The 26,494-nt window shown below is 61.7% G+C and carries 27 protein-coding genes; 17 read left to right on the top strand and 10 right to left on the bottom strand.

Features of this window, described 5'->3' with window-relative positions; all coding sequences use genetic code 11:
- Positions 1–23: 23 nt before the first annotated feature.
- Together APH28_RS08135 and APH28_RS08130 are read right to left on the bottom strand one after the other, a co-directional pair.
- Positions 24–1,004, bottom strand: a complete 981-nt coding sequence (locus APH28_RS08135) for a tripartite tricarboxylate transporter substrate binding protein (protein WP_060508439.1) — start codon at positions 1,002–1,004, stop codon at positions 24–26.
- A 42-nt stretch (positions 1,005–1,046) separates the two neighbouring features.
- Complete coding sequence (locus tag APH28_RS08130) at positions 1,047–2,336, bottom strand: OprD family porin (RefSeq protein ID WP_060508438.1); 1,290 nt, start codon at positions 2,334–2,336, stop codon at positions 1,047–1,049.
- A 199-nt stretch (positions 2,337–2,535) separates the two neighbouring features.
- Between APH28_RS08130 and APH28_RS08125 the strand changes: the two genes are divergently transcribed.
- Together APH28_RS08125 and APH28_RS08120 are read left to right on the top strand one after the other, a co-directional pair.
- Complete coding sequence (locus APH28_RS08125) at positions 2,536–3,207, top strand: response regulator (RefSeq protein WP_060508437.1); 672 nt, start codon at positions 2,536–2,538, stop codon at positions 3,205–3,207.
- The gene (locus APH28_RS08120; protein WP_060508436.1) at positions 3,200–4,579 is read left to right on the top strand and encodes a sensor histidine kinase; all 1,380 of its coding nucleotides are present in this window, start codon (positions 3,200–3,202) and stop codon (positions 4,577–4,579) included. Before APH28_RS08125 ends, APH28_RS08120 begins: the two co-directional genes overlap by 8 nt.
- Positions 4,580–4,615: 36 nt before the next feature.
- Here the strand turns inward: APH28_RS08120 and APH28_RS08115 are convergent, their stop codons facing one another.
- Positions 4,616–5,422 (bottom strand): HDOD domain-containing protein, encoded by an 807-nt coding sequence (locus tag APH28_RS08115; RefSeq protein WP_060508435.1) that lies wholly within the window; start codon positions 5,420–5,422, stop codon positions 4,616–4,618.
- A gap of 31 nt (positions 5,423–5,453) precedes the next feature.
- Positions 5,454–6,395: a folate-binding protein YgfZ gene (locus APH28_RS08110; protein ID WP_060508434.1), complete on the bottom strand. Its 942-nt coding sequence runs from the start codon at positions 6,393–6,395 to the stop codon at positions 5,454–5,456.
- Positions 6,396–6,528: 133 nt separating this feature from the next.
- On the opposite strand from APH28_RS08110, the gene APH28_RS08105 reads away from it, so the two are divergent.
- Both APH28_RS08105 and APH28_RS08100 read left to right on the top strand, forming a co-directional pair.
- On the top strand, positions 6,529–6,783 hold the full coding sequence (locus APH28_RS08105; protein ID WP_008094993.1) for a succinate dehydrogenase assembly factor 2: 255 nt from the start codon (positions 6,529–6,531) through the stop codon (positions 6,781–6,783).
- Entirely contained in the window at positions 6,767–7,228 is a 462-nt protein-coding gene (locus APH28_RS08100) for a protein YgfX (RefSeq protein WP_060508433.1), read from the top strand. Before APH28_RS08105 ends, APH28_RS08100 begins: the two co-directional genes overlap by 17 nt.
- On the opposite strand, the gene nadB is transcribed toward APH28_RS08100, so the two are convergent.
- Positions 7,215–8,819, bottom strand: a complete 1,605-nt coding sequence (gene nadB / locus APH28_RS08095) for an L-aspartate oxidase (protein ID WP_060508432.1) — start codon at positions 8,817–8,819, stop codon at positions 7,215–7,217. The two genes, APH28_RS08100 and nadB, sit on opposite strands and share 14 nt — an antisense overlap.
- A 435-nt stretch (positions 8,820–9,254) precedes the next feature.
- Here nadB and rpoE point away from each other — a divergent pair, with 435 nt between their 5' ends.
- From rpoE to pdxJ, 10 genes are all read left to right on the top strand, one after another.
- Positions 9,255–9,836 (top strand): RNA polymerase sigma factor RpoE, encoded by a 582-nt coding sequence (rpoE, locus tag APH28_RS08090; protein WP_003252049.1) that lies wholly within the window; start codon positions 9,255–9,257, stop codon positions 9,834–9,836.
- A 31-nt stretch (positions 9,837–9,867) separates the two neighbouring features.
- A complete protein-coding gene (locus APH28_RS08085; protein ID WP_060508431.1) occupies positions 9,868–10,458 on the top strand; it encodes a sigma-E factor negative regulatory protein in 591 nt (196 codons plus the stop codon).
- Between the two features lie 12 nt (positions 10,459–10,470).
- Positions 10,471–11,436 carry a MucB/RseB C-terminal domain-containing protein gene (locus APH28_RS08080; RefSeq protein WP_060508430.1) on the top strand — a complete coding sequence of 322 codons (966 nt, stop codon included), beginning with the start codon at positions 10,471–10,473 and terminating at the stop codon, positions 11,434–11,436.
- 188 nt (positions 11,437–11,624) lie between these two features.
- Positions 11,625–13,061 (top strand): DegQ family serine endoprotease, encoded by a 1,437-nt coding sequence (locus APH28_RS08075; protein ID WP_060508429.1) that lies wholly within the window; start codon positions 11,625–11,627, stop codon positions 13,059–13,061.
- A gap of 185 nt (positions 13,062–13,246) precedes the next feature.
- Positions 13,247–15,046 (top strand): translation elongation factor 4, encoded by a 1,800-nt coding sequence (gene lepA, locus APH28_RS08070; RefSeq protein WP_060508428.1) that lies wholly within the window; start codon positions 13,247–13,249, stop codon positions 15,044–15,046.
- A gap of 5 nt (positions 15,047–15,051) precedes the next feature.
- A complete protein-coding gene (gene lepB / locus APH28_RS08065) occupies positions 15,052–15,906 on the top strand; it encodes a signal peptidase I (protein ID WP_060508427.1) in 855 nt (284 codons plus the stop codon).
- Between the two features lie 161 nt (positions 15,907–16,067).
- Positions 16,068–16,757 (top strand): ribonuclease III, encoded by a 690-nt coding sequence (rnc, locus tag APH28_RS08060; protein ID WP_060508426.1) that lies wholly within the window; start codon positions 16,068–16,070, stop codon positions 16,755–16,757.
- On the top strand, positions 16,750–17,652 hold the full coding sequence (gene era, locus APH28_RS08055) for a GTPase Era (RefSeq protein ID WP_016498176.1): 903 nt from the start codon (positions 16,750–16,752) through the stop codon (positions 17,650–17,652). The genes rnc and era overlap by 8 nt, the downstream gene beginning before the upstream one ends.
- 124 nt (positions 17,653–17,776) lie before the next feature.
- Positions 17,777–18,460: a DNA repair protein RecO gene (gene recO, locus APH28_RS08050; protein ID WP_060508425.1), complete on the top strand. Its 684-nt coding sequence runs from the start codon at positions 17,777–17,779 to the stop codon at positions 18,458–18,460.
- Positions 18,461–18,521: 61 nt separating this feature from the next.
- Complete coding sequence (pdxJ, locus tag APH28_RS08045) at positions 18,522–19,244, top strand: pyridoxine 5'-phosphate synthase (RefSeq protein ID WP_371263072.1); 723 nt, start codon at positions 18,522–18,524, stop codon at positions 19,242–19,244.
- Between the two features lie 111 nt (positions 19,245–19,355).
- On the opposite strand, the gene APH28_RS08040 is transcribed toward pdxJ, so the two are convergent.
- Together APH28_RS08040 and APH28_RS08035 are read right to left on the bottom strand one after the other, a co-directional pair.
- On the bottom strand, positions 19,356–20,738 hold the full coding sequence (locus tag APH28_RS08040; RefSeq protein WP_060508423.1) for a heavy metal sensor histidine kinase: 1,383 nt from the start codon (positions 20,736–20,738) through the stop codon (positions 19,356–19,358).
- The gene (locus APH28_RS08035; protein ID WP_060508422.1) at positions 20,735–21,409 is read right to left on the bottom strand and encodes a heavy metal response regulator transcription factor; all 675 of its coding nucleotides are present in this window, start codon (positions 21,407–21,409) and stop codon (positions 20,735–20,737) included. The genes APH28_RS08040 and APH28_RS08035 overlap by 4 nt, the downstream gene beginning before the upstream one ends.
- A 241-nt stretch (positions 21,410–21,650) precedes the next feature.
- Between APH28_RS08035 and APH28_RS08030 the strand changes: the two genes are divergently transcribed.
- Positions 21,651–21,854 (top strand): hypothetical protein, encoded by a 204-nt coding sequence (locus APH28_RS08030; protein WP_060508421.1) that lies wholly within the window; start codon positions 21,651–21,653, stop codon positions 21,852–21,854.
- 70 nt (positions 21,855–21,924) lie between these two features.
- Here the strand turns inward: APH28_RS08030 and cmoB are convergent, their stop codons facing one another.
- Together cmoB and cmoA are read right to left on the bottom strand one after the other, a co-directional pair.
- On the bottom strand, positions 21,925–22,881 hold the full coding sequence (gene cmoB / locus APH28_RS08025; protein ID WP_060508420.1) for a tRNA 5-methoxyuridine(34)/uridine 5-oxyacetic acid(34) synthase CmoB: 957 nt from the start codon (positions 22,879–22,881) through the stop codon (positions 21,925–21,927).
- Complete coding sequence (cmoA, locus tag APH28_RS08020; protein ID WP_371263071.1) at positions 22,878–23,657, bottom strand: carboxy-S-adenosyl-L-methionine synthase CmoA; 780 nt, start codon at positions 23,655–23,657, stop codon at positions 22,878–22,880. Before cmoA ends, cmoB begins: the two co-directional genes overlap by 4 nt.
- Before the next feature lie 222 nt (positions 23,658–23,879).
- Between cmoA and APH28_RS08015 the strand changes: the two genes are divergently transcribed.
- On the top strand, positions 23,880–25,070 hold the full coding sequence (locus APH28_RS08015; RefSeq protein WP_156340873.1) for an alpha-xenorhabdolysin family binary toxin subunit A: 1,191 nt from the start codon (positions 23,880–23,882) through the stop codon (positions 25,068–25,070).
- A 13-nt stretch (positions 25,071–25,083) separates the two neighbouring features.
- Positions 25,084–26,004: an alpha-xenorhabdolysin family binary toxin subunit B gene (locus APH28_RS08010; protein ID WP_177334242.1), complete on the top strand. Its 921-nt coding sequence runs from the start codon at positions 25,084–25,086 to the stop codon at positions 26,002–26,004.
- Between the two features lie 8 nt (positions 26,005–26,012).
- On the opposite strand, the gene APH28_RS08005 is transcribed toward APH28_RS08010, so the two are convergent.
- The gene (locus APH28_RS08005) at positions 26,013–26,405 is read right to left on the bottom strand and encodes a protease inhibitor I42 family protein (RefSeq protein WP_060508416.1); all 393 of its coding nucleotides are present in this window, start codon (positions 26,403–26,405) and stop codon (positions 26,013–26,015) included.
- Positions 26,406–26,494: the final 89 nt, after the last annotated feature.

The following is a 26,494-nucleotide window of genomic DNA, read 5'->3' as shown; positions in this document are numbered from 1 at the left end:
AGCGGTGAAAGGTCGTAGGGGGCTTACTGGATCAGGCCGAATTCCTTGGCCAGTGCCTTGTACTCAGTCACCTGCTTCTTCACATAGCCGTCCAGCTCCGCGCCGGTCATGGCGAACGGGAACAGCTCGCGCTGGTCACGCAGCTTGGCGAAGTCTTCCGAGGCCAGCATCTTGTCGAACGATTCTTTCCACCAGGCGTAATCTTCGTCGCTCACCTTCGGCCCGAGGTAGAAGCCGCGCACCACTGGCCAGACGATGTCGTATCCCTGTTCCTTGGCGGTGGGGATGTCCTTCATTTCTGGCTCGTCCAGACGGTTCTCCGAGAACACTGCGAGGATGCGCATGTTGCCGCTCTGAATGTGCGGCATGGAGTCGGAGATGTCTGTGGAACCCACCTGGATGTGCCCGCCCAGCAGCGCGGTGGCGATCTCGCCGCCGCCTTCCAGGGCCACGTAGCGCAGGTCGCGCGGGTTGATGCCAGCAGCCTTGGCGATCAGTGCGGTCTGCATCCAGTCCTGGCTGCCGACGGTGCCGCCGGAGCCGATCACTACCTTGCTCGGGTCTTTTTTCAGTGCGGCGACCAGGTCGTCGAGGGTCTTGTAGGGCGAATCACTTTTCACCGCGATAGCGCCGTAGCTGGTGCCGACCGCTGCCAGCCATTTCACCGCGTTCTCGTCGAAGCGGCCGAACTTGCCCTGGGCCAGGTTCAGCAGCGAACCGCTGGACCAGGCCACCAAGGTCCCGGCATCGGCCGGGCGCTGGGCGACCACGGCGTTGTACGCCACTGCGCCGACACCGCCGGGCATGTAGGTCACGCGCATCGGCTTGCTGAGGATCTTCTCCTGCACCAGGGCGCTCTGCACCAGTTTGCAGGTCAGGTCGAAGCCGCCGCCTGGCGAGGCGGGGGCGATGCATTCAGGGCGTTTCGGTTCGGCAGCGAGGGCGTTACCGGCCAGCAGCAGGCAGCCGGTGGCGAGGACGAGGCGGCGCAGTGAAAAGGTCATCGAATGTCTCCGTGAGCATTGTTGTTATGGGTTACCGCAGGGTTACCACAGCGCGACGCTGTAGCTCACCAGCAACCGCACTTCGTCGGCATCGCGGGCGAAGTTGGAGCGGAAGGTGGCGTTGCGCAGGCGCACGGCGACGTTCTTCAACGGGCCGCTTTGTACCACGTACTTCAGTTCGGTGTTGCGTTCCCACTCCTTGCCCTCGCCACCGGCGGCGCGGCTGACGTTGTCGCCGTTGATGTAGCGGGTCATGAAGGTCAGGCCGGGAACGCCGAGGGCGGCGAAGTTGTAGTCGTAGCGCGCTTGCCACGAACGCTCGTCGGCGCCTGCGAAGTCGTTGATCTGGACGAAGTTCACCAGGTACGGGTCGGCGCCATCGATGTAAGGGAAGGCGCTGTCGCCGGACAGCTGCTGCCAGGCGGCGCTGACCTTGTGCCCGCCCAGGCTGTAGCTGAGCATCGTGTTGAACGTGGTGTTGTCGATGCGTCCGGCCTTGGCTGCGCCGGCATCGTCGCTGATCGCCAGGCGCACGTCGGCGCCGAAGGTGCCCGGGCCCCACGGCTGGGTGGCGAGCATGCCGATGAAGTGCTGGCGGTAGATGTCGTCGAGCTGGGCGAAGTGGTAGCTGCCGGTGATGCGATCGGTGAACCTGTAGTCGAGGCCCGCCAGGTCGAGGTTGTCGGCGCTGAAGGTGCCACCGAAGCGGCCGTTCTTGTTGTTGAGGGCCAGGTCTTCCCAGTTGGTGTCGTTGCGGTCCTTGGCCTTGTCCAGGCGCCCACCGGTGAAGGTCAGGCCCTTGATCTCCTGGGAGGTCAGCAGGCCGCCCTCGAAGGTTTGCGGCAGGATGCGGCCGTCGTTGGGCTGCAGGGTCGGCAGTTCAGGGATCAGGGTGCCGATCTTCAGTTCGGTCTTCGACACTTTCACCTTGCCGGTCAGGCCGAGCTTGGAATATTCGTCGGCAGCCTTGCCGTCATCGTGGGTCGGCAGCAGGCCGGTGTCGGTGCGGTCGGGGCTGGAATCGAGCTTGATGCCCATCATGCCCAGCGCATCCAGGCCAAAGCCCACGGGGCCCTCGGTATAACCCGACTCGAAGTTGAGCATGAAGCCCTGGGCCCATTCGTCGCGCTTGGATTGCTGCGCGCTGGTGCCGTCGCGGAAGTCGCGGTTGAAGTACATGTTGCGGGTTTCGAAGGTGGCCGTGCTGTCTTCGAAGAAGGCGGCCTGGCTCAGCGGGGCGACACCGGCAAGTGCAACGGCACTGGCGATGGCAGAAGGGCGTGCGGACAGAGAACGGCTAGGCGCGAACGCCTTAGGCAGCGATGACAGCATCGGGATGACTCCGTTTTTTATTCTTGTTCGTTGCACCTTGCTGGTGCTTTTTTCGGCGCGTGGAGCGACCGTGGTGCGATGCTAGGCAATGAACCTTTCGCTAACCTTTCAGCGTAAAAGGTTTGCCACAAGGGGCTTCACAGGCCTGACGACGGCGGTACACTCCGCGCCACCGCCCCACCCGAGCAGGGAGAATCCGATGCGTGTGCTGCTGGTCGAAGACCATCTGCAACTGGCCGAAAGCGTGGCCCAGGCCCTGAAAAGCCACGGGCTGACCGTGGATGTACTGCACGATGGCGTGGCTGCCGACCTGGCCCTGACCAGCGAAGAGTACGCCGTTGCCGTGCTTGATGTGGGCCTGCCGCGCATGGACGGTTTCGAGGTGCTGGCGCGCCTGCGTGGCCGCGGCAAGACCCTGCCGGTGCTGATGCTGACAGCGCGCAGCGATGTGAAGGACCGTGTCCACGGCCTGAACCTGGGGGCTGACGATTACCTGGCCAAACCCTTCGAGCTGACCGAACTGGAAGCACGGGTAAAGGCCTTGCTCCGGCGCAGCGTGCTCGGTGGCGAACGCCAGCAGCGCTGCGGGCCGCTGGTCTACGACCTGGACACCCGACGCTTCAGCCTGGGCGAAGACAACCTGACCCTGACCTCGCGTGAGCAGAGCGTGCTCGAGGCGCTGATCGCCCGGCCAGGCCGGGTGATGAGCAAGGAACAACTGGCCGCCCAGGTATTCGGCCTGGATGAAGAGGCCAGCCCCGACGCCATCGAAATCTACATCCACCGCCTGCGCAAGAAGCTCGACGGCTACCCGGTCGCCATCGTCACCTTCCGCGGCCTGGGCTACCTGCTCGAGCACCGCGATGCGTGACAATGGCAGCCTGCGCGGGCGGCTGCTGGGCAACCTGGCGCTGCTGCTGGTGGTGCTGATGCTGGCCAGCGGCCTGAGTGCTTACTGGAACGGCCGCGAAGCCGCCGACATCGCCTACGACCGCACGTTGCTGGCGTCGGCGCGGACCATCGCCGCCGGGCTGTCACAGCGCGATGGCAGCCTCAGCGCCGATGTGCCCTACGTGGCGCTGGACACCTTCGCCTACGACAGCGCCGGGCGTATCTACTACCAGGTGCTGGACATCAACCAGAAGCTGATTTCCGGCTACGAACACCTGCCGCCACCGCCACCCGGGACGCCGCGCACCGATGACTACCCGGCGCTGGCGCGTTTCTACGACGCCACTTACCTCGGCCAGGATGTACGCGTGGTCAGCCTGCTGAAGGCAGTGAGCGAGCCGAACATGAACGGCATGGCGGAAATTCGCGTGGCCGAAACCGAAGAGGCACGGGTGCGCATGGCCCGTGGACTGATGGCCGATACGCTGTTGCGCCTGGGTATGTTGGCGCTAGGTGCACTGGTCATGGTGTGGTTTGCGGTGAGCGCGGCGCTGCGCCCGCTGGAGCGCCTGCGCACAGCGGTCGAGGAGCGTCAGCCGGATGACTTGCGGGCGCTGCCGGTGGTGCAGGTGCAGCGCGAGCTGAGCCCGCTGGTGCGTGCTTTGAACCACTTCACCGAGCGATTGCGCGGGCAATTCGAACGCCAGGCGCAGTTCATTGCCGAGGCTGCCCACGAACTGCGCACGCCGCTGGCGGCGCTGAAGGCGCGTGTCGAGCTGGGGTTGCGTTCGCAGCAACCCGAAGAATGGCGGCAGACCCTGGAGTCGGCAGCACAAGGCACCGATCGGCTGACCCATCTGGCCAATCAGCTGCTTTCGTTGGCGCGGGTCGAGAACGGAGCCCGAGCGATTGCCGAAGGCGGTGCCCAGCGCCTGGATCTGAGTCAGCTGGCCCGTGAGCTGGGCATGGCCATGGCGCCACTGGCGTACAACCGGGGCGTAGCCCTGGCGCTGGAGGCTGAGGCGCCGGTGTGGCTGAAGGGTGAACCGACATTGCTCAACGAGCTGCTCAGCAACCTGGTGGACAATGCGCTGGCGCATACCCCAACGGGCGGCAATGTGATTCTACGGGTGCTGGCGCCGGCGGTGCTGGAGGTCGAGGACGACGGCCCCGGGATTCCCGAAGATGAGCGCGAGCGGGTGTTCGAGCGCTTTTACCGGCGCGGTGTGCAGGGCAGTGGACTGGGGTTGGCCATCGTCGGTGAAATTTGCAGGGCGCACCTGGCGCAGATCAGCCTGCATGATGGCGAGAAGGGCGGGTTGAAAGTGCGGGTGAGTTTCATCGCTGACTGATCTTCTGCCGGCGAAGAGGCCGGCAATCAGCACACGTCAGCGCAGCATGCTCCGCGCTTCCAGCAACTCGGCAACTTCCAGCTCGGTGCCATACGGCAACCCGAGGTGCCGATAAGCCGGCAACGCCGCCAACGGCCGGCTGCGCGCGCGCTGGCTCAGGCACTTGGCGATCTGCACCACGTCGATGTAGTCGACCTTGTCGGTGCGCCGGTCCAGGTCCTGTATCTGGCTCGGCAGCTTGACCAGCTGCTCGGGAAACTCCCACGAAGAGAGAATCTTGTCACCCAGCACCGGTTGGATCTGCTCGATCACATAGTGCAGGCAGACCGGGTCGGAAAGCAGCTCGTTGTGTTCTTCGGCATAGATCAGCACCGGCAGTGCACCGATCTGGTTGACCAGCCCACCAAGGGTAGCCTGGTCGGGTTTCAGTTGTGTAAAGCGGCGGCATATCTCATAGCTGATGCCCGCAACTTCAAGACTGTTCGACCAGATATCACGCAGCTTCTGTTCGACCGCCGACGAGCGGGCATGGAAGATCTGCTCGATTACCAGGCCGATGGCGAGGTTGCAGCTGTAGTTGATACCCAGGCGCGTGATGGCCGTGTGCAGGTCGGTGACTTCGACCGCCGCGCGCAACAGCGGGCTGTTGACCACCTTGATCAGGCGCGCCGAGAGGGCGGCGTCACGGCCGATCACCTTGCTCAGGGCGGCAACGCTGATTTCGCTGTCTTCGGCCGCCTCGCGAATGCTCAGGGCAACTTCGGGCAGGGTCGGCAGAACCAGGTCATCGTTGTCGATGGCAGCGAGCAACTGCGCTTGAACCATCTCGGCCAGCTTGTTCATGAACGTCTCAACGGCAAGGGTAGTGCACTGTTCAGCGCTGGATTTCCCGGTCGCGGTCCAGCTCGTACGGCAAGGTCAGTACCTGCAGGCGCGGGCCTTCCAGGCTGCCCAGGTGCAGGTTGTCGTCTTCCACCGACTCGGCGCTCAGTACTGCGAGCAGCTCGCAGCCCTGGCCGGTACCAGCGGCTATCACCACTTCACCTACCGATGAGCTGTGAGTTGGCGAGAAGATTTCCGTGCCTGGGGCTGGAATATCCTGCAGGTCGAGCGCCAGCCGGTACTGACGGCGCTTGAGCTTGCCCAGGTACTGCATGCGCGCGACGATTTCCTGGCCGGTGTAGCAGCCTTTCTTGAAGCTCACGCCATCGACTGCCTGCAGGTTGATCATCTGCGGGATGAACAGCTCGCGGGTCGGGCCCATGACCTGGCCGATCCCGGCGCGCACCTGGCCCAGCAACCACTCGTTGAGGCTGCCTTCGGGCAGCGTGGCTTCCAGCTGCTGGCGAACGCTGGCGGCCTGATCTGCAGGTACCCAGAGTTCAACGCGGTCAGCGCTGGCGGCAATGGCGATCAGCCCCGCGTGGCGCACGGTGCTACCTGCTGCTGCCGGTACGTCCAAACCCAGTGCCTGCAGCGCGGCGGCGCCACCGTGCAGGCCGAAGCGTGCCCAGGCTGCACTCTCGTCGGTGAGCGTGGCCTTGGAGAAGACGGCGTACTTCTTCAGGTCGGCCAGTTGCAGCTCCAGCAACTCGCTGGCCATGGCCAGCAGGTAGCCATTGCCTTCGGGCAGGATGCGGAAGCTCGACTGCATGCGTCCCTTGACCATGCAGCGGGCACCGAGGCTGGCGTGCTCGAGGCTAAGATAGTTGATGTTGCAGGTCAGCTGGCCCTGCAGGAACTTGCCGGCGTCGGAGCCGCGGACGGCGAGGATGCCCTCGTGGGACAGGGGGCTGAAGAAAGCGGAATCGGCCATGGGACATCGCGGTGGCTAAAGACTGGCGGCCATCATAGAACGCCAGTAACAAAATAGGTAGGTGACTAGACCAACGCCCTGTGCCGCTTCGTTCGCTGCGCGGTATACTGCGCGACCATTCGAGGAGGGCCCCATGGTCGAACAAACTGAACTCAACCGGCTTTTCTGGCACAGCCGCCGCGGCATGCTGGAACTGGACGTACTGCTGGTGCCATTCACCCAGGAGGTCTATCCGACCCTGAGCGAAGCCGACCGCGAACTTTATGTCCGCCTGTTGAGCTGTGAAGATCAGGACATGTTCGGCTGGTTCATGGAGCGTACCGAGTCTGAAGACCCGGAGCTGCAGCGCATGGTCCGCATCATTCTGGACCGTGTCCAGCCCAAGTGAGTGTTTCGAGTGCCGCTGGCAGGGCTCGCGCCTGATGCTGGTGGCCTACCTGGGTTGCCAGGCGCTGGCGCTACTGGTCCTGTGGCTGAGCGCGCTGCCCTGGTGGCTCGGCCTTTCTGTTTTTGCCTGTTGTATTGCCCACGCTAGCTGGGCCATTCCCCGTCGTATCCTGCTGACTCATCCCCGTGCCGTAATCGGCCTGCGCCGCGACGCGCAGGGTTGGCGCGTGTTCAGCCGGGCAAAGGGCTGGCAGCCGGTGCGCTTGTGCCGGGACAGTGTGGCGGTGCCGGGGCTGGTGGTGTTGCGGTTCGTCAGGGCAGGGCACTGGCTTGGCGAAAGCCAGTGCGTACCCCGAGATGCCTTGAATACTGATCAGCACCGGCGTTTGCGGGTGAGGCTGAAGTTCAGCCGGCGCCGTTTCGACCCCTGTATCAAATCGGGCTGAGGATGGTGTCCTTGGCCTCGGGCAGCATCCCTGGGTAATCCAGGGTGTAATGCAGCCCGCGGCTTTCCTTGCGCTGCATCGCCGAGCGGATCATCAGCTCCGCCACCTGGGCCAGGTTGCGCAGCTCGATCAGGTCGCGGCTGACCTTGTAATTGCTGTAGAACTCGTCGATCTCGTCGAGCAGCAGGCGCACGCGATGCTCGGCGCGTTGCAGGCGTTTGCTGGTGCGCACGATGCCCACGTAGTCCCACATGAAACGCCGCAGCTCGTCCCAGTTGTGCGCGATGATGACGTCTTCATCCGAGTCGGTCACCTGACTGGCGTCCCAGCAGGGCAGGGCTCTGGGCATGGCGATCTGCTCCAGATGCGCCTCGATGTCCGCCGCTGCGGCGCGGCCATAGACAAAACACTCCAGCAGCGAGTTGCTGGCCATGCGGTTGGCGCCATGCAGGCCGGTGAAGCTGGTCTCACCGATCGCGTACAGGCCGGGCACATCGGTGTGCCCGCGATCATCGACCATCACCCCGCCACAGGTGTAGTGGGCCGCTGGAACCACCGGGATTGGCTGGCGAGTGATGTCGATGCCAAACGCCAGGCAGCGCTCGTAGACGGTCGGGAAGTGGCTCTTGATGAAGTCGGCCGGCTTGTGGGTGATGTCCAGGTAGACACAATCGACGCCCAAGCGCTTCATTTCGTGGTCGATGGCGCGGGCCACGATGTCGCGTGGGGCCAGCTCTTCTCGCGGGTCGAAGCGCGGCATGAAGCGCTCGCCGTTGGGCAGGCGCAGCAACGCCCCTTCGCCACGCAAGGCTTCGGTGATCAGGAAGCTCTTGGCCTGGGGGTGATACAGGCAGGTCGGATGGAACTGGTTGAATTCCAGGTTCGCTACCCGGCAGCCGGCACGCCAGGCCATGGCGATGCCATCGCCGCAGGCACCGTCCGGGTTGCTGGTATAGAGGTAGACCTTGGCTGCGCCGCCCGTGGCCAGCACGGTGAAGCGTGCGCCGAAGGTGTCGATTTCTCCGCTGTTGCGGTTCAGTACGTAGGCGCCCAGGCAGCGGTCACCTGCGAGGCCCAGGCGGCGCTCGGTGATCAGGTCTACTGCCACACGCTGCTCCAGCAGCTCGATATTCGGGCGCTTGCGGGCTTGCTCCAGCAAGGTGGTGAAAATTGCCGCGCCGGTGGCGTCAGCGGCATGGATGATGCGCCGGTGGCTATGGCCGCCCTCGCGGGTCAGGTGGAATTCGAAACCGCCATCATCGACGCTGTAGTGCTCGTCGCGGGTAAAAGGTACGCCTTGCTCGATCAGCCATTCGATGGCTTCGCGGCTATGCTCGACGGTGAAGCGCACAGCCTCTTCATGGCACAGGCCGCCACCGGCATTGAGGGTGTCCTCGACATGCGACTGAACGGTGTCGGTATTGTCCAGTACAGCAGCAACCCCGCCTTGGGCCCAGAAGGTCGAACCGTTGGCCAGATCACCCTTGCTCAGCACGGCAATGCGCAAATGGCCGGGTAGGTTAAGTGCCAGGCTGAGACCGGCTGCGCCGCTGCCGATCACCAGGACATCATGTTGGAATTGTTGGCTCATGTCGGGACACTAGTAATCTTTGGAAAGGGCGCGGCACAATAGTCACGTGCAGATGGCAATGTGAAACTATCGTGAATGCTGGCCGGGCTGCCTTTATAGCAGCCTGCGGTAGCCAATTTCCATGCCAGTTAAGACGTTGCGTCAATCTTCGTGGGAACTTTCCGACACGGCCGTAAATCCTATGAAGGCTGTCCGCACGCCACCATTTGCCGCGGCGACGCGGGGCGGCAGCTCTATTCGGGCTGACACCTGCGTATTCGAAACCTGATTATCGACGCAGCGGGCCGTGACCGCGCCGCGTCTTTCGTGCGAGCCGACCAAGGGCCGCAGGAAACTTGCTTGGAGGGGAGAACTTTTGCGCAAAGCCCGAGTCTATGGTTGCAAGCCTGAACAAAGGCTGCAGCAACGCTCCTTCGAGTTCACTGAGGAGTGTTCATGCTAACCCAGGAAGAGGATCAGCAGCTTGTCGAGCGCGTGCAGCGCGGAGACAGGCGAGCGTTCGATCTGTTGGTGCTGAAGTATCAGCACAAGATTCTAGGGTTGATCGTGCGGTTCGTTCACGACACCCACGAGGCCCAGGATGTGGCGCAGGAAGCCTTTATCAAGGCCTACCGTGCGCTTGGCAATTTCCGCGGTGACAGTGCGTTTTATACCTGGCTGTACCGCATCGCCATCAACACGGCGAAGAACTACCTGGTGTCCCGTGGAAGACGGCCACCAGACAGCGATGTGAGCTCCGAGGATGCGGAGTTTTACGACGGCGATCATGGCCTCAAGGATCTCGAGTCCCCAGAGCGCTCGTTGTTGCGGGATGAAATCGAAGGCACTGTCCATCGCACCATCCAGCAACTGCCTGAAGATTTGCGTACGGCATTGACCTTACGCGAATTCGACGGGTTGAGTTACGAAGACATTGCCAGTGTCATGCAATGTCCGGTGGGTACCGTGCGCTCTCGAATCTTCCGCGCTCGGGAGGCCATAGACAAAGCCCTGCAGCCGTTGTTGCAGGAAACCTGAGACAGCGGCGACAGCCAAGAGAGGAACCGCCATGAGTCGTGAAGCTTTGCAGGAATCGCTGTCCGCGGTTATGGATAACGAAGCGGACGAACTGGAATTGCGTCGGGTGTTGAACGCCACTGACGATGCCGAAACCCGTGCCACCTGGTCGCGTTACCAGGTAGCCCGCGCAGCGATGCACAAGGAATTGTTGCTGCCCAAGCTGGATATCGCCTCGGCGGTTTCTGCCGCGCTGGCTGACGAAGCCGTTCCGGCCAAGGTCAAGCAGGGCCCGTGGCGCAGCATTGGCCGCCTGGCCGTTGCTGCCTCGGTCACCGTAGCAGTGCTGGCGGGTGTGCGCATGTACAACCAGGATGAAATCACCGGCGCCGAGCTGGCTGCCCAGCAGCCTGTACAGCAAGGTCTGAGCATGCCACAAACTCAGGGCCCTGCGGTTTTGGCAGGCTATAGTGAAAGCAGTGAGCAACCGACCGGGCCGATGGCCAACGGCGTGCTGCAGAACCAGGCCGGCTGGGATCAGCGTCTGCCAGGCTATCTGCGCCAGCACGCGCAGGAATCCGCGCTCAAGGGCACTGAAACCGCCCTGCCGTATGCCCGCGCCGCCAGCCTGGAAAACCGTTAAGTAAGGAGGATCATGCGCGCGCTACCTCTCCTGTCGCTGCTGATAGGCAGCTGCATGACGGTGCCAGCGTTGGCAGCCAACTCCTCGCCCGAGGCGAGCGAATGGCTGAACAAGCTGGCACAGGCCGAGCAGAAACAGAGTTATCAAGGCTCCTTCGTCTACGAACGTAACGGCAGCTTTTCTTCCCACGATATCTGGCATCGCGTCCAGGACGGCAAGGTCAGCGAGCGGCTTCTGCAGCTCGATGGCGCCGCCCAGGAAATCGTGCGCGTGGATGGCAAGGTGCAGTGCGTCAGTGGTGCCTTGGCGAGTGGGGTAGGCAGCCCGCCTGATTCTGCCCAGCGTTCGCTCGATCCCCTCAAACTGATGAGTTGGTATGACTTGAGCGTGGCAGGCAAGTCACGGGTCGCTGACCGTGATGCCGTTATTGTCACGCTGACGCCTCGCGATCAACATCGCTATGCATTCGAACTTCACCTGGATCGCCGTACTGGCCTGCCACTGCGTTCATTGATGCTCAATGACAAGGGGCAGCTGCTCGAACGCTTTCAGATGACCCGCCTGGATACCGACGACCTGCCCAGCGACAAGGAGTTGCAAGCCAGCGCCGATTGCAAGCCAGTCGAGCATGTGGCTAGCAAGACCGGCGAGGCAGTGGCCGGATGGCGTTCAGACTGGCTGCCGCCAGGTTTTGAACTGATCAACAGTACCGTACGCCGTGACCCTGCACGCAACAGCTCGATCAGCAGCCTGATGTATGACGATGGTCTGGCCCGGTTTTCGGTGTTCCTCGAGCCGGTGAAAGACGATGCCGGTGCTGATGTGCGTACCCAGCTTGGCCCTACCTCGGCTGTTTCCCGGCGTCTCAACACGCCCAAGGGCAAGGTTCAGGTCACTGTGGTGGGCGAGATCCCGCTGGGCACGGCGGAACGTATCGCGCTGTCGATGCGCCCTCAGGATGCCCAGGCGCGCCAGTGATGGCGCGCTTTCAAGGCCCGGTTCAAGGGCATTGCACTGGCAAACGGACATGCGGCTGAAATGAAATTAAAGCATTGTCATTTGCAATCCTTCGGCAAATTTTCTATAGGTCAGGCTTCTAGGAAGTCTGGCCTTTCCTGCTTTGTGCAGGGCTATTTCCAACTACCGCTCGTTGTGACGGGAGCCGTATGTCAATACCACGCTTGAAATCCTACCTAACGATGTTCGCCGCCGTGCTGATGCTCGGCCAGGTGCTCAGCGCCCAGGCCGATGAAGCCCTGCCGGACTTCACCACCTTGGTCGAGCAAGCCTCGCCGGCCGTGGTCAACATCAGCACCAAGCAAAAATTGCCGGACCGCGTTGCCTCCGGGCAGATGCCGGACCTCGAAGGCCTGCCGCCAATGTTCCGCGAGTTTTTCGAGCGCAACATGCCGCAGCAGCCGCGTTCGCCGCGTGGTGACCGCCAGCGCGAGGCCATGTCATTGGGTTCGGGCTTCATCATTTCCAGCGATGGCTATGTACTGACCAACAACCACGTGGTTGCCGATGCCGACGAAATCATCGTCCGCCTGTCGGACCGCAGCGAGTTGCAGGCCAAGCTGATTGGTACCGACCCACGCACCGACGTGGCGCTGCTCAAGGTCGAGGGCAAGAACCTGCCGACCGTCAAGCTGGGCGATTCCGAGAAGCTCAAGGTCGGTGAGTGGGTGCTGGCCATCGGTTCGCCGTTCGGCTTTGACCACTCGGTGACCAAAGGTATCGTCAGTGCCAAGGGCCGAACCCTCCCCAACGATACCTATGTGCCGTTCATCCAGACCGACGTGGCCATCAACCCGGGTAACTCCGGTGGCCCGCTGTTCAACATGAAAGGCGAAGTTGTTGGTATCAACTCGCAGATCTTCACCCGTTCCGGTGGCTTCATGGGCCTGTCCTTCGCCATCCCGATCGATGTGGCCATCGATGTGTCCAACCAGCTGAAGAAAGACGGCAAAGTCAGCCGCGGCTGGCTGGGCGTGGTGATTCAGGAGGTCAACAAAGACCTGGCTGAGTCGTTCGGCCTCGACAAACCGGCCGGTGCCCTGGTGGCGCAAGTGCTGGAAAACGGCCCGGCAGCCAAGGGCGGCCTGCAGGTGGGTGACGTGATCCTGAGCATGAACGGCCAGCCGATCGTCATGTCGGCCGACCTGCCGCACCTGGTCGGTAGCCTGAAGGATGGCGAGAAAGCCAAGCTCGAGATCATCCGCAACGGCAAGCGCCAGACCCTCGACGTCGCCGTCGGACCGATGCCGGATGACGATGCCGACATCGGTACCGGCAGCGGCCCTGAAGGGAGCGCCGAGCGCAACAGCAATCGCCTGGGCGTGTCCGTGTCGGACTTGAGCGCAGAGCAGAAGAAATCGCTGGAGCTCAAGGGCGGCGTGGTCATCAAGGAAGTTCAGGACGGCCCTGCCGCGATGATCGGGCTGCGCCCGGGCGACGTGATCAGCCACCTGAACAACCAGGCGGTCGCTTCGGCCAAGCAGTTCACCGAAATCGCCAAGGACCTGCCGAAAAACCGTTCGGTGTCGATGCGCGTGCTGCGTCAGGGACGTGCCAGCTTCATCACCTTCAAACTCGCTGAATAAGCGGGCTCAGGGGTAGAAAAGGGCAGCTTCGGCTGCCCTTTTTCATGAAAGTTCACAATTGCAGGCGCGAATGCTGTGTACAGTCCGATAGAGGAATCTCCCATAACCCAGCAGCTTAAGGTACAATTCCCGGCTATTTTTCGGCGGGCGTCCGGCTCGCAGCCTTCTTTTCCGAGTGTTGACCCGTGAGTGATTTGAGTCATATCCGCAATTTCTCCATCATCGCCCACATCGACCATGGCAAGTCGACGCTGGCCGACCGTTTCATCCAGATGTGCGGTGGCCTTTCGGCGCGCGAAATGGAAGCCCAGGTACTGGACTCCATGGACCTGGAGCGCGAACGCGGTATCACCATCAAGGCCCACAGCGTCACGCTCAACTACAAGGCGCAGGACGGCAAGGTCTACCAGCTGAACTTCATCGACACCCCCGGCCACGTCGACTTCACCTACGAAGTCTCGCGTTCGCTGGCGGCCTGTGAAGGTGCGCTGCTGGTGGTGGATGCCGGCCAGGGTGTCGAAGCCCAGTCTGTCGCCAACTGCTACACCGCCATCGAGCAGGGCCTGGAAGTCATGCCGGTCCTCAACAAGATGGACCTGCCCCAGGCCGACCCGGACCGCGTCAAGGACGAGATCGAGAAGATCATCGGCATCGACGCCACCGACGCCGTGGCCTGCAGCGCCAAGAGCGGCATGGGCGTGGACGAGGTGCTCGAGCGCCTGGTGCAGACCATCCCCGCGCCGGAAGGCGATATCGAAGCGCCACTGCAGGCGCTGATCATCGACTCCTGGTTCGACAACTACCTGGGCGTGGTCTCGCTGGTGCGTGTGCGCCACGGTCGCGTCAAGAAAGGCGACAAGATCCTGGTCAAGTCCACCGGCAAAGTGCACCTGGTCGACAGCGTCGGTGTGTTCACCCCGAAGCATACCCAGACCGCCGACCTGAAGGCCGGTGAAGTAGGCTTCATCATTGCCAGCATCAAGGACATTCACGGGGCCCCGGTCGGTGACACCCTGACGCTGTCCTCGACGCCGGAAGTCGAAGTGCTGGCGGGCTTCAAGAAGATTCAGCCACAGGTCTATGCCGGCCTGTTCCCGGTCAGCTCCGACGACTTCGAAGACTTCCGTGATGCTCTGCAGAAGCTGACCCTGAACGATTCGTCGCTGCAATACATGCCGGAAAGCTCCGACGCCCTGGGCTTCGGCTTCCGTTGCGGCTTCCTTGGCATGCTGCACATGGAAATCATCCAGGAGCGCCTGGAGCGCGAATACGACCTGGACCTGATCACCACCGCGCCAAGCGTGATCTACGAGCTGGAACTGAAAACCGGCGAAACCATCATTGTCGACAACCCGTCCAAGCTGCCAGACGTGTCCTCGGTGCTCGACTTCCGCGAGCCGATCGTCACCGCGACCATCCTGGTGCCACAGGAGCACCTGGGCAACGTCATCACCCTGTGTATCGAGAAACGTGGCGTCCAGCGTGACATGCAGTTCCTCGGCAGCCAGGTGCAGGTGCGCTACGACATGCCGATGAACGAAGTGGTACTGGACTTCTTCGACCGTCTGAAGTCGACCAGCCGCGGCTATGCTTCGCTGGACTATCATTTCGATCGCTACCAGTCGGCCAATCTGGTCAAGCTGGACGTGCTGATCAACGGCGACAAGGTCGATGCCCTGGCATTGATCGTTCACCGCGACAACGCGGCCTACAAAGGCCGTGCGTTGACCGAGAAGATGAAGGAGCTGATCCCTCGGCAGATGTTCGATGTGGCGATCCAGGCAGCCATTGGCGGCCAGATCATCGCGCGGACAACCGTCAAGGCGCTCAGAAAGAACGTACTGGCCAAGTGCTACGGTGGTGACGTCAGCCGTAAGAAGAAACTGCTGGAGAAGCAGAAGGCCGGTAAGAAACGCATGAAGCAGGTGGGTAACGTGGAGATTCCACAGGAAGCCTTCCTCGCCGTGCTCAGGTTGGATAGCTAGGTCCTATGTCGCTAAATTTCCCGCTGTTGCTAGTCATCGCCGTCTTCGTCTGCGGTCTGCTGGGCTTGATCGATCTGCTGTTCCTGGCTCCGCGCCGGCGGGCAGCGATCGCCAATTACCAGGGCAGCGTCACCCAGCCAGAAATGGCGGTGGTCGAGCGGCTGAACAAAGAGCCGCTGCTGGTCGAGTACGGCAAGTCGTTCTTCCCGGTGCTGTTCATCGTGCTGGTACTGCGCTCGTTCCTGGTCGAGCCGTTCCAGATCCCTTCGGGGTCGATGAAGCCGACCCTGGAAGTGGGCGATTTCATCTTGGTGAACAAGTTCTCCTACGGCATTCGCCTGCCGGTGATCGACAAGAAGGTCATCGAGGTCGGTGACCCGCAACGCGGCGATGTGATGGTGTTCCGCTACCCGAGCGACCCGAACGTCAACTACATCAAGCGTGTGGTCGGCTTGCCCGGCGACAAGATCAGCTACACCAACGACAAGCGGCTGTTCGTCAACGGCCAGCCGATTGCCGAGCAACTGATCGGCGCGGAGCCAGGTACCTTGGGCAGCGCCGAGCTGTACAAGGAAAAACTCGGCGAAGCCGAGCACCTGATCCGCAAAGAAATGACCCGCTATCGCATGCCGCCGGACCAGCAATGGACCGTGCCGGCCGGCCATTACTTCATGATGGGCGACAACCGCGACAACTCCAACGACAGCCGCTACTGGGATGACCCGAAAATCCCTCAAGCACTGCACGGCATGGTTCCGGACCGGAACATCGTCGGCAAGGCGTTCGCGGTATGGATGAGCTGGCCAGAGCCCAAGCTCAGCCACTTGCCCAACCTGTCGCGGGTCGGCCTGATCCATTGATACCCTTCGGCGCTGTCCTGCAGACAGCGCCGAATGCATTTCTGACATAGGCTGTGTTCTCAAGGAACGAGAGATTCGTTGCTCGCCGCGACGGACCACAGCCAAACAGTCTTTCAGGATGTTGATTTGAACAACGCGTTGAACAACCAACGGGTGGCTGCATGACTGCTTCCCTTGCCCGTCTCGAGCGCAAGCTCGGCTACACCTTCAAGGACCAGGAGCAGATGCTGCTGGCCTTGACCCACCGCAGTTACGCCGGGCGCAACAACGAGCGCCTGGAGTTCCTCGGTGACGCCATTCTCAACTTCGTCGCCGGCGAAGCGCTGTTCGAGCGCTTCCCGCAGGCCCGCGAAGGCCAGCTGTCGCGCCTGCGCGCCCGCCTGGTCAAGGGCGAGACCCTGGCCCGCCTGGCTCGTGGTTTCGACCTTGGCGATTACCTGCGCCTGGGTTCGGGTGAGCTCAAGAGCGGTGGTTTCCGCCGCGAGTCGATCCTGGCCGACGCCCTGGAGGCACTGATCGGAGCAATCTACCTGGACGCGGACATGCAGACCGCGCGCGAGCGTGTCCTTGCCTGGCTGACCGACGAGTTCGAAGGCCTGACCCTGGTCGACACCAACAAGGACCCGAAAACCCGCCTGCAGGAATTCCTGCAATCGCGCAGCTGCGAGCTGCCGCGCTACGAGGTGGTCGACATCCAGGGCGAACCGCACTGCCGCACCTTCTTCGTCGAATGCGAAGTGGTGCTGCTGAACAACAAGAGCCGCGGCCAGGGGGTCAGCCGGCGTATCGCCGAGCAGGTCGCCGCCGCTGCTGCATTGATCGCCCTGGGCGTGGAGAATGGTAATGACTGATAACAATCCGACCCGCTGCGGTTACGTGGCCATCGTCGGCCGCCCGAACGTGGGCAAGTCGACCTTGCTCAACCACATCCTCGGCCAGAAACTGGCGATCACCTCGCGCAAGCCGCAGACCACCCGTCACAACATGCTCGGTATCAAGACCGAGGGTGACGTGCAGGCGATCTACGTCGACACCCCAGGCATGCACAAGGCCAACGACAAGGCCTTGAACCGTTACATGAACCGTAACGCTTCGGCGGCCTTGAAGGACGTCGACGTGGTGATCTTCGTGGTCGACCGCACCAAGTGGACCGACGAGGATCAGCTGGTGCTGGAGCGTGTGCAGTACGTGACCGGCCCGTTGATCATCGCGGTCAACAAGACCGATCGCATGGAAGAGAAGGCCGAGCTGATCCCGCACCTGCAGTGGCTGCAGGAACAACTGCCGAACGCTGAGGTGATGCCGATTTCCGCGCAGCAGGGTCACAACCTGGAAGCGCTGGAAGCCCAGATCGCCAAGCATCTGCCGGAAAACGACCACTTCTTCCCGGAAGACCAGATCACCGACCGCAGCAGCCGTTTCCTCGCCGCCGAGCTGGTGCGCGAGAAGATCATGCGCCAGCTGGGTGCTGAGCTGCCGTACCAGATCACCGTGGAAATCGAAGAGTTCAAGCAGCAGGGCCACGTACTGCACATTCATGCACTGATCCTGGTCGAGCGTGATGGTCAGAAGAAGATCATCATTGGCGACAAGGGCGAGCGTATCAAGCGCATTGGCTCTGAAGCGCGCAAGGATATGGAAGTGCTGTTCGACTCCAAGGTCATGCTCAACCTCTGGGTCAAGGTAAAGGGCGGCTGGTCCGACGACGAACGCGCCCTGCGTTCGCTGGGCTACGGCGACCTCTAACTCGCTCTGAGCAATCGGCGTACCCTGTGGGAGCGGGCTTGCCCGCGAATGCGATGGTGAATTCACCGCCGCTTTCGCGGGCAGGCCCGCTCCCACAGTTACATGTGACCTTCAGAGAGAGTGGATGGACCAACCCACCCCGCAGCCGGCCTACGTCCTGCACAGCCGCGCCTACAAGGAAACCAGTGCACTGGTGGATTTCCTCACGCCGCAAGGCCGCGTGCGTGCAGTGCTGCGCCGTGCACGCGGCAAGGGTGGCAGCCTTGTGCGGCCGTTCGTACCGCTGGAAGTGGAGCTGTTCGGCAAAGGAGAACTGAAGAACGTCAGGCGCCTGGATACGGTCGGCATTGCCGCCTGGCTGCATGGTGACGCGCTGTTCAGCGGCCTCTACCTTAACGAACTGCTGATGCGCCTGCTGCCCGCCGAGGCACCGCAGCCAGAGCTGTTCGAGCATTACGCGCTGACCCTGCAGGCGCTGGCCGAAGGAAGGCCGCTGGAGCCATTGCTGCGCTCGTTCGAGTGGCGGCTGCTGGACGACCTGGGCTACACCTTCTCGCTCAGCAACGACATCAACGATGACCCGGTCGAAGCCGACGGCCTGTACCGCCTTCGGGTTGATGCCGGCCTGGAGCGGGTGTACCTGGCCCAGCCTGGCCTGTTCAACGGGACCGAGTTGCTGGCCCTGGCCCAGGCCGACTGGGAGGCTCCTGGCGCCTTGCTGGCGGCCAAGCGCCTGATGCGCCAGGCACTGGCGGTGCACCTGGGGCCGAAACCGCTGGTCAGCCGGGAACTGTTTCGCAAGCGCTGAGCACGTCGTATGCTGTGTGGCTCAAACTTCAGGAGAGCCTTTCGTGACTCACAGCAACCGCATGCTTCTCGGCGTCAACATCGACCACGTGGCGACCCTGCGCCAGGCCCGCGGCACCCGCTACCCGGACCCGGTCAAGGCTGCGCTGGATGCCGAGGAAGCGGGCGCCGATGGTATCACCGTGCACCTGCGCGAAGACCGTCGGCATATCCAGGAGCGCGACGTGGTGGTGCTCAAGGACGTGTTGCAGACGCGCATGAACTTCGAGATGGGCGTCACCGAAGCGATGATGGCCTTTGCCGAAAAAATCCGCCCGGCGCATATCTGCCTGGTCCCCGAGACTCGTCAGGAGCTCACCACCGAGGGTGGCCTGGACGTGGCCGGCCAAGAGGCGCGGATCAAGGCGGCGGTCGAGCGCCTGTCGCGTACCGGTGCTGAAGTGTCGCTGTTCATCGATGCCGACGAACGGCAGATCGAGGCTTCACGCCGCGTGGGTGCCCCGGCCATCGAGCTGCACACTGGGCGTTATGCCGATGCTGAAACACCGACCGAAGTGGCCGAGGAACTGCAGCGCATCGTCGATGGCGTGGCGTTTGGCCTGGGCCAGGGTCTGATCGTCAATGCCGGCCATGGCCTGCACTACCACAACGTCGAGGCGGTGGCGGCGATCAAAGGGATCAACGAGCTGAACATTGGCCATGCACTTGTGGCGCATGCCTTGTTCGTTGGCTTCAAGGCCGCTGTGGCGGAGATGAAGGCGCTGATCGTCGCAGCTTCGCGCTGATTCATCGGCTGCCTGTGCCGTCCTCTTCGCGGGGCAAGCCCGCTCCTACAAGGATCGCGTACCTCTGTAGGAGCGGGCTTGCCCCGCGAACAGGCAGGTACTGGCAATCTCTTATTCTGCTTGAAACACCAAGGTGAACCGGGTTGGCCCTTCAGGCCTGCTGCTCACCTCGACCCGCCCGCCATGCAACTGCATGATCGACTTCACGATCGCCAGCCCCAATCCCGTCCCGCCCTCCAGCCGCGATCGCCCCGATCCCACGCGATAAAATCGCTCAAACAGCTGCGGCCAATGTTCTTCGGCAATCCCCGGTCCCTGGTTCTCCACCCACAGCCATGCCTCGCTGCCTTGGCGCTCGATGCCAAGCTTCACCGGCTGTCCTTCAGGCCCATGGCGAATGGCATTGCTCAACAGGTTCGACAGCGCCCGCTGGAACATCAAACGGTCCGCCAATGCTGTTCCCCAACCCTGCAAGCGCAGCTCGATATCCTTGAGCTCGGCACTGAAGGCAAACAGCTCGCTCACCTGTGCCGCTTCGTCCGCCAGCGCCAGTGGCTTGAGCGCCACCTGCGCTTGTGGCTGGCTGACTTGGGCGAGGAACAGCATGTCATTGATGATGCGGTTGAGCCGGGTCAGCTCGTCGATGCTGTCTTCCAGCACCTCCCGATAGTGCTCGCTATCCCGTTCGCGGGCCAGGGTGACCTGTGCCTTGCCCATCAGGTTGCTCAGCGGGGTACGCAGTTCGTGGGCCAGGTCGTCGGAGAACTGCGACAGCTGGCGCACACCGTGGTCCAGGCGGTCGAGCATCACATTGATGCTGCACGCCAGCTCCGTCAGCTCCAGTGGCAACCCGCTAGCGGGCAGGCGGTGCTGCAGGTCCTGGGCAGAGACCTGCCCGGCAATGCGACGGAAGCGGCGCAGTGGCTTCAGGCCGCGCTGCACGAGCCACCAGGCGCCGGCGCCGATCAGCAGCAACAACAGGGGCAGGACCAGTAGTGTCGAGTGCAGGTAGGCTTTAAGCAGGGCATGGTCGTCGGCGCGGTTGAGCGACATCATTACCCGCACCGGGGTGTCGTCGCGCAGGCGCATCTGCCGGGTGACGGTGAGGATCTGGTTGCCGCTGCTGTCTCGCCATTCGTGGTAGTTCAGGCGTTCATCGGTATGCAGTTCGCCAACCCGGGCGTCAACGGCAGGGCCGAGGCTGAGCAAATGCGGGTGACGGCCTTCAAGGGCCAGCACGCTGAGGCTGAGATTATCGTGGCCCATCACCAGGTCGAGCAACGGATGGGCACGGGTGCCAAGGTCTTCGCTGCGCAGGTCGACCCGCAGGTTGTGTTCCACCTGCAACATTTTGCGCGCCAGGTCCTTGCGGGCGCGGCTGTCGAGTTCGTGGTCGAGGGCGAACACCGCCAGGCAGGCGAGCAGCAACACCAGGGCGGCACCCATCAGGGTTACGCTCAGGCCCAGGCGCAGTGACAGGCTGGCGTGCTTCACAGGCGGGCCTCAAGGACATAACCGACGCCGCGCAAGGTATGGATCAGTTTGTCGTCGAAAGGGTCGTCGATTTTCGCCCTTAGGCGGCGGATCGAGACTTCGACCACATTGGTATCGCAATCGAAATTCATGTCCCACACCAGCGAGATGATCTGCGTGCGTGACAGCACTTCGCCGCTCTGGCGCATCAGCAGGTGCAGCAGGGCGAACTCCTTGGCGGTCAGGTCGATGCGCTTGCCGGCGCGGTAGGCCCGGTGGCGGCCGGGATCCAGTTCCAGATCGGCGACGCGCAGGGTGCTCGGTTGCAGTTGCTGGTCGTTCCGGCGCAGCAGGCTGCGAACGCGCGCCAGTAATTCGGGGAATTCGAACGGTTTGAGCAAGTAGTCATCAGCGCCCAGGTCGAGGCCTTTGACCCGGTCTGCCAGGCGACCGTGGGCCGTGAGCATCATGATCCGTGTGGCTGATTCGGCGCGCAAGCGCTGCAGCACGGTCCAGCCGTCCAGCTCGGGCAGGTTGACGTCGAGGATGATCAGGTCATAGGGCTGCTGGCGCGCCAGGTGCAGGCCATCTGTGCCGGTGTGGGCGCAATCGACCACGTAACCGTTTTCACGCAGGCCTTGTTGCAGGTAGTCGGCGGTACGCAGTTCGTCCTCGATGATCAGTAGGCGCATGGGCGGGCTCGGTGTGCTGGAAAGGGCAGGATTCTCAAGCCTGTAGGGGCTTCAGGGTCAAGCAGCAGGATGTTACGGCATGCGAATGGGCGGTCGGCGTAGATAACCGATTTGTAATCCTGCTGTTATCTGGCTGTCTGCCAAGGCCACATTGCAAGACTGTAATGCCCGCCTCACTTTGGCGTTAGCTGCCGCTGGGTACGCTTGTCCTGTCTGATCGGTTATCAATGAGGCAAGCACGATGAACCTGACCCAATACCTGCTGCTGGCGGCCCTCGCCCTGGGCAGCGCCAGTGTCTATGCCGAGGGTGGCGCCGAGCGCTCCCAGCAGTTCTGGCAAGCGTTCCGCCAGGACCAGGAGCGCCTGCACGGCGACAAGCAACAGGCCATCGCCGAGCGCGAGCGCAAGGCGCAGGAGAAGGCGCGCGAGGTGGCCAAGGACTGACGCAACAGCAGCGGTGCCGGCACTGCTCCCCGGCACAGCTGTGATTCAGGCGTCCGTATGGACGCCTTTTTTATTTGCGCGCCAGCAGGGTGGCGCGGCGCGGGGCTGGAAGGCCTTCGAGGGTTTTGCTGTGGTCGTTCGGGTCGAGGAAGTCGCCCAGCGACTGGTAGCGCATCCAGTCGGTGCTGCGTTGTTCCTCGACGCTGGTGACGCTCACGTCCACGCAGCGTACATCAGTGAAGCCAGCGCGGCGCAACCAGCGCTCCAGGGCCGCTACCGACGGCAAGAACCAGACATTGCGCATCTGTGCGTAACGGTCTTCGGGCACCAGCACCTGGTTTTCATCGCCTTCGATCACCAGGGTTTCCAGCACCAGCTCCCCACCTTTGACCAGGCAGTCCTTGAGCGCCAGCAGGTGCTCGATGGGCGAGCGCCGGTGGTAGAACACGCCCATGGAAAACACCGTGTCGAAGCCTTCGAGGTTGGCCGGCAGCTCTTCCAGGGCGAACGGCAGGTGCCAGGCGGGCAGCTCAGGCAGGTACTGCTGCACGGCCTGGAACTGGCAGAAGAACAGCCAGTTGGGGTCGACGCCGATGACCATGTCGGCGCCGGCACCTAGCATGCGCCACTGGTAGTAACCGTTGCCGCAGCCGACATCGAGCACGCGCTTGCCCTTGAGGTCCAGGTGCGGGCTGACCCGCGACCATTTCCAGTCCGAGCGCCATTCGGTGTCGACATGCACGCCGAACAAGTCGAATGGCCCCTTGCGCCAGGGCGAAAGGCCCATCAGCGCCTGGCGCATCTGCGCTCGGGTGGCGTCATCGCACTCGCAGTCCAGGCGCAGGCCGTCGACCAGGTCGATTACGCTTGGCTGCAGGGCCGGCAGCGCATCGAGTGCGCCGCGCCAGCGGTCGAGGTCGCCGTGGCCTTTTTCCAGTTTGGCTTCCAGTTGAGCTTGCAGGCCTTGGGACCAGGAAGCCAGGGGGGTGCCCGCCAGGCGGCGGACGAGGGGGGACAGATCGATCATGGCAGGGCTATCAGCGAGGCGAAGTTGAGGCACTGGAACCACGGCACCACCTTGGAGAAGCCGGCTGCGTGCAGGCGTTCCTTATGGGCTTGCAGGGTGTCGGGCTTCATCACGTTCTCGATGGCGCTGCGCTTCTGGGCGATTTCCAGTTCGCTGTAGCCATTGGCCCGCTTGAAGTCCAGGTGCAGTTCGTTGAGCAGGTCCTGCTCCTCGTCATCGGCGAAACGCAGTTTCTCCGAAAGGATCAGCGCGCCACCGGGCAGCAGCGCCTGACGGATCTGGCCAAGCAGCGCCAAGCGTTGCTCAGGGGCAATGAACTGCAAGGTGAAGTTCATCGCCACCACCGAAGCCGGTTCGAAGGGCAGGGTGAGGATGTCGGCTTCCAGCACGTCGACCGGCAACAGTTCCTGGAACATCGAGTCCTGGGCGGTGAGGTACTGGCGGCACCGTTCGACCATGGCGGCGGAATTGTCCACCGCGATCACCCGGCAGCCGTCGCTGCGCACATGGCGGCGCAGCGATTGGGTAACGGCACCCAGCGAGGCGCCCAGATCGTACAACGCAGTGTGCGGCTGGGCAAAGCGCGCGGCCAGCACGCCGAGGTTTTCGACGATGGTCGGGTAACCGGGCACCGAACGCTTGATCATGTCCGGGAACACGCGCACCACGTCTTCGTTGAATACGAAGTCGGGGACCTGTTCCAGGGGTTGAGAGAAGAGGCGGTCGGGGGATTGGCTCACAGCAGGCTCAAGCGTGGGTGATGAGGGGGGCAACATTCTAGCCAAAAGAGGCTCTGACTGCCTATTTATCAGACCGAAGTGGCAGCAAGCCGTGTGGAGAGGAGAGGATTCCGGTACTCATTGATCCGTCCACAATTGGCGATTTTTCCGGCAAGTAATCGACAATACCCTGACTTCAGCAATCCCCTGCCAACGCTACTTTGTTTGAGCGGTCCAGTTTCTGCTTTTAGCATTTTATATTCAGTGCGGGGGTTTCTTATGAAGAATGGCAGTGTGGAAGATCTACCTCTATTAAAAAAAGGGGATGCACAACCTGAAAAGGGCAAGTCATTTGATCAGCTCACTGAAGAAGAGCGGGCCATACGGGTGCCAGGTCAGATCTTCGATCTGAGGAGGGAGGAGCCCGCATTTATTTTCAGTCGGGAAAACCTGAGGACGATCAAGCGTTATGAGAGAAGTGTTCGCCAACTGCCGATGCCTGCTGAAGTTTCACAAAATCAGGCACTGCCAGTTCTCGGTATCGATGCGAACGATATTAATGTATTTTTTAATAACCTTCGTGGGCACGTGGATTCTTGGGATCACGTGGAAGACTCATGTAAACTCATGGGGGCTGAGCTCCAGGTATTTGCTGAGAGCCTGTTAACGGAAGGCGTCGGATTCATAGCAAGTATCAAGAACTTGGACTCATGGGACTTAATGCCTGAGGACACCGCTGTTCTTCAGGTGCTCAAGCTTTCTGATAGCGAGAAGAAAACATTCAGTGAGGGTGTGGATACCTACCTGCAGCACATTACCGATGACATAACTGATAAGCTGAACACCATTCGGCATGTGAAAAAGCTCGTTGATCAATTTGGTGACGCTATTACCAAAAACCTGGAGCCTATGGCCAGGAGCTTGAACGGCAAATTAGACAGTCACGATACGGCCGAGAAACTGCGATCGATAGAAGCGGAACTCGTCACGCTGGATGCTGACATTCAGCAGATGCTTGATCAGTACAAGGGGCTTGTCGGTGCCGCATTTTATGGCCTGGTTTTTGGGCCGCTCGGGCTCGTGGTGACTGGCGGAATCTATGGCGCTCAAGCTGAACGCATACGCGCAGAGAAAAACGTGTTACTCGAAAAGTACACCGCGCTGACAGACCAGAAAAATATATTGATGGGCGAAGGCATAACGCAATTCGCCAGCCTCAAAGGCGCTTTGAAAGATATGCAGTTCAGGTTGGTTGAAGTGGGCGCGGCGACCAAAAATCTTGAAGATGTCTGGTTGTTGTTGGAGGCCTATGCAAATAGTTCGCTCAAAAAAGTGAAGGGTGTGTCGACCCAGTTAGAGCTTAAACGGTTTGTCAGTGGCTTTCAAAGGATTCTCTCTCCCTGGCAGAATATTTTATTTATTACCAAAGAAATTTCTAAACTGTTCAATGAGGCCCGGCAGGGCGACTAAGGGGTTTTCTGTGATGGACATGAAAATGGATGAATTGCCCGATGTAAAAGCGATGCTGGACATCGAGACGCGAATGAATCAACTCTACTTCAATGGTGCAGCCGTCATGCTGGCGGCTGTGCGTGAGCGCTTGCAGGATCTGGTTACCTTGGTCGAGGCCGGCAATGATGCACTTCGCGAAAAAGTAGCGGTCAGCTTGGTCGAATTAAACCGCGACCTAGACGATGCGCTGCCTCAACTGGATGAGCAAGCGTTGATCCGTACCCGCCAAGAACTTTATGTTGAAGTCAGCGATATCACTGAGGCAATAGGACAGGTGCGCGACTATCGCTCACCGGATGTTCTAGGATTTAAGCAAGCGCATGAGGCCGATGTCGTGAAGCTGTGCAATAGCGCTGCGGGCGTCGAAAAATTGCTCGCCGACCAGACGGCAAGACTGGAAGAGGTGGATGCGCTACTGCAGACACTCGATCAGTCCTCTGTACGCAAGGCCTTGCGCAACACCATCCCTGAAGAAGGCGATGTAGACGCGTTGCTGAAGACGTTTAAAGACCCGACGATAAGTGCGGAGATGATCAAGGCGGCCTTGAGCAAGCTCAACAAGCACCTGGACCTGCTGGAGGGCGGACGACGTTTTGCCAATGTGGTTGCGGCCAGAAAGCGGCTGAGCGACGCTCGGGCCGAACAGGAAAGAACCTTGGATCACCTTCGACAGCAACTGGACCAGGCGCAGCAGACGACCGGCCAGTTCAACAGCGTGCAGGAGTTGCTCGAGAAACGTGCACCTTGGTTGGAGGAAGCAAGCAAGTTCATCAATGCATGGCAAGTCCATGAGTCTGCATTGAATGCTTCCTCTACGTCAGCACTCGAGTCTGCGTTGAGGCAAGCACGTGATTACCTGCTTGCCTTGCGCCGGCGTTTCGAGGCGGTCTGACCCGGTGCTCAATTCACCTTGATGGCACAGTCAAACGTCTGCACAGGGCGCACTTCCGGTGCCCACGGTTGCTGGTAGACCAGGACTAAATGACCTCCGCCAGCAGCACGAGCCTGGTAGCGCCAGGTCGAAATGCCGGAGCCGCCGACGATACCAACGTCCTCGGGAGCGCTGTAGACCTCGGGGCCCAGACTTTGCAGCACGTTGGATGCCGGGTTCTGTACCAGCCAGCGGTAACCGGTGGTGGGGTTGCTGGGCAGGGTCAGGGTCAGGCTCTGGCCGACCTGCAGGCGCTTGGGGCATTCGCTTTCGGCGTCCAGTTCGACGGTTTGCTTCGGCTGCTGGGCGCAGGCGGCGAGCAGGGCGAGGCTCAGGGGAACGAGCAGACGAGGGGCGGTCATGGTGGCTCCGGAGGCTGGCGATGGCCTGAGGATACCCGATGACCAGCCGAAATTGTGTAGCCTGTACCGGCCTCTTCGCGGCTAAAGCC

The organism is Pseudomonas sp. NBRC 111124, assembly GCF_001320245.1.
Classification (GTDB): Bacteria; Pseudomonadota; Gammaproteobacteria; order Pseudomonadales; family Pseudomonadaceae; genus Aquipseudomonas.
The sequence above is the reverse complement of the archived record's forward strand: the minus strand, read 5'-3'. Positions and strand labels throughout refer to the sequence as shown.

What these genes read in the sequence shown, in the direction of transcription:
- APH28_RS08135 (WP_060508439.1), bottom strand. Translation starts at nt 1,004, where the DNA reads ATGACCTTTTCACTGCGCCGCCTCGTCCTCGCCACCGGCTGCCTGCTG.
- APH28_RS08130 (WP_060508438.1), bottom strand. Translation starts at nt 2,336, where the DNA reads ATGCTGTCATCGCTGCCTAAGGCGTTCGCGCCTAGCCGTTCTCTGTCC.
- APH28_RS08125 (WP_060508437.1), top strand. Translation starts at nt 2,536, where the DNA reads ATGCGTGTGCTGCTGGTCGAAGACCATCTGCAACTGGCCGAAAGCGTG.
- APH28_RS08120 (WP_060508436.1), top strand. Translation starts at nt 3,200, where the DNA reads ATGCGTGACAATGGCAGCCTGCGCGGGCGGCTGCTGGGCAACCTGGCG.
- APH28_RS08115 (WP_060508435.1), bottom strand. Translation starts at nt 5,422, where the DNA reads ATGAACAAGCTGGCCGAGATGGTTCAAGCGCAGTTGCTCGCTGCCATC.
- APH28_RS08110 (WP_060508434.1), bottom strand. Translation starts at nt 6,395, where the DNA reads ATGGCCGATTCCGCTTTCTTCAGCCCCCTGTCCCACGAGGGCATCCTC.
- APH28_RS08105 (WP_008094993.1), top strand. Translation starts at nt 6,529, where the DNA reads ATGGTCGAACAAACTGAACTCAACCGGCTTTTCTGGCACAGCCGCCGC.
- nadB (WP_060508432.1), bottom strand. Translation starts at nt 8,819, where the DNA reads ATGAGCCAACAATTCCAACATGATGTCCTGGTGATCGGCAGCGGCGCA.
- rpoE (WP_003252049.1), top strand. Translation starts at nt 9,255, where the DNA reads ATGCTAACCCAGGAAGAGGATCAGCAGCTTGTCGAGCGCGTGCAGCGC.
- APH28_RS08085 (WP_060508431.1), top strand. Translation starts at nt 9,868, where the DNA reads ATGAGTCGTGAAGCTTTGCAGGAATCGCTGTCCGCGGTTATGGATAAC.
- APH28_RS08080 (WP_060508430.1), top strand. Translation starts at nt 10,471, where the DNA reads ATGCGCGCGCTACCTCTCCTGTCGCTGCTGATAGGCAGCTGCATGACG.
- APH28_RS08075 (WP_060508429.1), top strand. Translation starts at nt 11,625, where the DNA reads ATGTCAATACCACGCTTGAAATCCTACCTAACGATGTTCGCCGCCGTG.
- lepB (WP_060508427.1), top strand. Translation starts at nt 15,052, where the DNA reads ATGTCGCTAAATTTCCCGCTGTTGCTAGTCATCGCCGTCTTCGTCTGC.
- rnc (WP_060508426.1), top strand. Translation starts at nt 16,068, where the DNA reads ATGACTGCTTCCCTTGCCCGTCTCGAGCGCAAGCTCGGCTACACCTTC.
- era (WP_016498176.1), top strand. Translation starts at nt 16,750, where the DNA reads ATGACTGATAACAATCCGACCCGCTGCGGTTACGTGGCCATCGTCGGC.
- recO (WP_060508425.1), top strand. Translation starts at nt 17,777, where the DNA reads ATGGACCAACCCACCCCGCAGCCGGCCTACGTCCTGCACAGCCGCGCC.
- pdxJ (WP_371263072.1), top strand. Translation starts at nt 18,522, where the DNA reads ATGCTTCTCGGCGTCAACATCGACCACGTGGCGACCCTGCGCCAGGCC.
- APH28_RS08035 (WP_060508422.1), bottom strand. Translation starts at nt 21,409, where the DNA reads ATGCGCCTACTGATCATCGAGGACGAACTGCGTACCGCCGACTACCTG.
- APH28_RS08030 (WP_060508421.1), top strand. Translation starts at nt 21,651, where the DNA reads ATGAACCTGACCCAATACCTGCTGCTGGCGGCCCTCGCCCTGGGCAGC.
- cmoB (WP_060508420.1), bottom strand. Translation starts at nt 22,881, where the DNA reads ATGATCGATCTGTCCCCCCTCGTCCGCCGCCTGGCGGGCACCCCCCTG.
- cmoA (WP_371263071.1), bottom strand. Translation starts at nt 23,657, where the DNA reads ATGTTGCCCCCCTCATCACCCACGCTTGAGCCTGCTGTGAGCCAATCC.
- APH28_RS08015 (WP_156340873.1), top strand. Translation starts at nt 23,880, where the DNA reads ATGAAGAATGGCAGTGTGGAAGATCTACCTCTATTAAAAAAAGGGGAT.
- APH28_RS08010 (WP_177334242.1), top strand. Translation starts at nt 25,084, where the DNA reads ATGGACATGAAAATGGATGAATTGCCCGATGTAAAAGCGATGCTGGAC.
- APH28_RS08005 (WP_060508416.1), bottom strand. Translation starts at nt 26,405, where the DNA reads ATGACCGCCCCTCGTCTGCTCGTTCCCCTGAGCCTCGCCCTGCTCGCC.